We start from the raw sequence: 3,529 nt of genomic DNA, 5'->3' as shown, positions 1-3,529 counted from the left end.
AGATGTTTTTTGATTTTAGGATAGTATTATTATTTGTTGTCAAAGAAAAAATCGAATTTTTTAGATATTTTACTATAGTAGATTGAATTTTATTTAAACCACCAAGTAACTAAATAAAATAGAAAAGTTCATACTGTAATCTCCTTTCACATTTTAATTAATTATAAATTATTCTTAAATAAACTCAAAGGACATCAATGTCCTTAAAATCTAACTATTTCGTGTCATTTTTAGCTTATATATAAAAAAACAGTTCTAAAGACGAACTTTAGAACTGTTTTGATACGAGGACAAGGACATTTTTGTCATTGCTTCACTATGTTTATAAATATTTTTTTACATCCTCTTGCCATTCCTCTGTCAATTTCTTTACTAGAAATCCATCTCCAATTAGCTGCGCAAATGTTTTAGAAGACTGATAAAATGATTCAGCTAAACTAAAATCTCTTTCTTCTCTTAATGCTTGCTTCCACAAAAACATAAATACAAGAGGTTTCTTTTGATAATCTTGAGTTTTATCCATAATTTCTTGTAAACACGATAGATAATCATTAAAACAATCAGTTACTCCTACCTTTTCAAGACAACACATTCCTGAAATAAGAGTATCTCTAATTATAAAGTAATTCTCTATTTGAGTTATCTTCTTCTGTCCCAAAAGCAAGAACATTAGCTTTTCGATTTGATTTATAAATTTGGCAAGATCTTTTCTAATGAGCATTTGATAAAAAAACAAACGAATCAACAACATATCATTTATTGAATAAGCTTCTTTTTCTATAATCTGAGGCATATGTTCCTCAAGTATTAACTCTGCATATTCAGGCCTTCTAGTTCTAGAAGTATCTAAACACGCCTGCAATACTTCACATGCTAATTGTTCTTCTTTAGGAAGATTATCAAAGTATATTTTATAAATCTCTTCCAAACACGATTCTTTCTTATCATACTCCTCTTCTTTACCATAGATTGGTTCACGTAAAATCTGGTATTTCAATTCTAAATAAGCAGGAGGAAGAGCTGAAAAATCCGGCATAAGGCTATAAGCTGGAACTCCTAAACGACGAGCAATATAGTCTAACTTGGGCAAACTCGGTTGCGAAGCTCCACTTTCAATTCGCGACAGTTGACGAACTGTCAGTTCTTGCTCATCTCCACAAAAATCTGGACGACTAATTCCTTTTTCTATCCGAATCTCTTTAATTTTTTGACCAATTAACATCAGACGTCTCCTCTTCTACCTGCTTCGAAAAATACTGTGAAACTTAAAAAATTGTAACGGTCACATCTTTCCTACTCATAAGATTTCATGGCTTCTTCCACTTCTGCCAAGGTGACCCCAAACAACTCTAGGCGTTTGAGGAGTTGCTTGCCGTTGGAATAGCCAATTCGGAGAGTCTCTCCTAGATATTCTCGTCGCTTACGGCTATCGGCTCCTGCTAGAAAACCAAGGCGAATCAAGTCGCTACGACCGATATCAAACTGACTCTCATGTTCAAATTGTTCTGTAACCTGAGCTAGAGCCGTTTTCAGGTCTTCATAGCTGGCATGCTCAATTCCCAGAGAACGCCCCTTGGTCTTGGACTTGGGAACAGCTTCATCTCGCTTGAGAAAGGCATGCTGAACTGTTGGAATGGCCGTCATAATCATGCGCCGAATCCGTTCCCCATTAAAATCTGGATCTGTAAAGACAATGACTCCATGGCGTTGGTGTAGACGTTGAATCCGCTCTAGATCCTGGTCATTGATAGCAGAACCTCGTGTCTCATAGGTCTCTACATCGAAGTAACGTTTGAGATTGGCCGTATCATCGCGACCTTCAACTACGATGACTTGGGAAATTTTTTCTTTCATTACTTGCTGTCCAATCCAAAAATTCGCTCTGCATTTGCAGTCGTTGCCGCCGCTAACTCTTCTGCCGTCATCCCACGCAAGGCAGCAATAAAGTCCACCACATAGCGAGTATAGGCTGTTTTGTTTTCGCGGCCACGCTTGGGTACAGGAGCCAAGTAAGGCGCATCCGTCTCCACCAAAAGCTTATCCAAAGGTAACTCTTTAGCTGCTTCTTGGATGTTAGTTGCCTTCTTAAAAGTCACCACTCCTGAGAAGGAAATGGTCATACCAAGCTCGACAAACTTCTCTGCCCACTCAAGCGTCCCTGAAAATGAATGCATGATACCACCTCGAGAGCCAACTCCCTCGCTCTTGATAATCTCATAGGTATCTTCCAGCGCATCACGGGTATGGACAACAAAAGGCAAATCCAAGTCCTTAGATAACTGAATCTGACGACGAAAAACCTGCTCCTGCACCTCTTTAGGCGCTGTCATCCAATGATAATCCAAACCAATCTCACCTAAAGCAACAACCTTAGGATGCTTGAGCTTATCAAGCAAGTAGGTTTCAATCTCCTCTGTGTAAGTCCCAGCTTCTGTAGGATGCCAACCAATAGTTGCGTAGAGTTGGTCGTACTCATCCACCAACTCCAAAGCACGCTCAATCGTCGGTTCATCAAAACCAACAATATTCATCTGTGTCACACCCATCTCAGCAGCCAAGGCAATTTCTTCTGCCTCACGACCTGCAAATTCTTCTACATTCAAGTGTGTATGTGTATCAAAAATCATCTCTTCTAACCTCGTTTTATATCTTCTATTATACCAAAAAAGAGGAGGGGCACCCAATTTTTCGGTTTCCCTCCTCTCTTTAATAGAACTATTCTGCTAGCTTTTCTACTCGATATTACCCATCTCCTGTCCCACAGTTAGAGACAGAAGAGACTGGCTAGATTGATAGAACATCCCTATTCATCTAATACTCTTCGAAAATCAAATTCAAACCGTGTCAACGTCGCCTTGCCGTACTCAAGTACAGCCTACGGCTAGTTTCCTAGTTTGCTCTTTGATTTTCATTGAGTATAAAGTGTGTGATTATCTTGGGTTCTCACTTTTCTCATCCATCACTAGGATTGATGACTTCTCAAAATCCCCCTTATAATCTAACTTTAAGTAGAGAATAGAAATTTCTAGCTATCCTATTTTCTACGTCTAGCCTTTCTTCCTAGCAAAGCAAAACCACTGGTTGCCGCCACTAGACCAAGACTAGCAAGTGCTGCACTTGATGCTGAACCTGTGTTAGGTAATTGTTTGCCAGAAGGCACTTTAACAGTTGATTTTTCATCAGTAGCTATGTACTACTCTAAATTCAATCTATTATATAAGAATGTTGAGTTACTGGCTCATCCTTCCATTATCTCTTATATTACAAAATACTCCATAATCTCCAGTAGAATAAATCTGGCTAGAGATTATGGAGTTATTTTCAGCCTTAATATCCTATCAAAAAATAATATTAAGATTCATTCAGTTAGATTTAGTTTACCAATTCACCATTAGCATTGACTCTATAGCCGTTTACTGTTGTATTGACTGCAAGCATACCTGATTCATCTACATAGTACCATTTCCCACTAACTTGGAACCATTGGCTAACTTTCATATCGCCATTACTGTTGAGGTAGTACCATGAA

4 protein-coding genes and 1 pseudogene are annotated in these 3,529 nt (G+C 38.3%); all 5 read right to left on the bottom strand.

Annotated elements, in window-relative coordinates; genetic code table 11:
• Nucleotides 1–322 precede the first annotated feature (322 nt).
• On the bottom strand, nt 323–1,222 hold the full coding sequence (locus tag HT729_RS08850; RefSeq protein ID WP_172931921.1) for an XRE family transcriptional regulator: 900 nt from the start codon (nt 1,220–1,222) through the stop codon (nt 323–325).
• A gap of 71 nt (nt 1,223–1,293) precedes the next feature.
• Complete coding sequence (gene rnmV, locus HT729_RS08845; RefSeq protein WP_172931920.1) at nt 1,294–1,854, bottom strand: ribonuclease M5; 561 nt, start codon at nt 1,852–1,854, stop codon at nt 1,294–1,296.
• Complete coding sequence (locus HT729_RS08840; RefSeq protein WP_138706540.1) at nt 1,854–2,627, bottom strand: TatD family hydrolase; 774 nt, start codon at nt 2,625–2,627, stop codon at nt 1,854–1,856. The genes rnmV and HT729_RS08840 overlap by 1 nt, the downstream gene beginning before the upstream one ends.
• Nucleotides 2,628–3,034: 407 nt before the next feature.
• Nucleotides 3,035–3,169 (bottom strand): annotated as a pseudogene (locus tag HT729_RS08835) (LPXTG cell wall anchor domain-containing protein); the annotation flags it as partial.
• Nucleotides 3,170–3,372: 203 nt separating this feature from the next.
• A partial coding sequence (locus HT729_RS08830; protein WP_172931919.1) for an N-acetylmuramoyl-L-alanine amidase family protein occupies nt 3,373–3,529 on the bottom strand: 157 nt, incomplete at its 5' end.

It is taken from the genome of Streptococcus sp. 79 (assembly GCF_013277425.1).
Lineage (GTDB): Bacteria > Bacillota > Bacilli > Lactobacillales > Streptococcaceae > Streptococcus > Streptococcus pseudopneumoniae.
The sequence above is the reverse complement of the archived record's forward strand: the minus strand, read 5'-3'. Positions and strand labels throughout refer to the sequence as shown.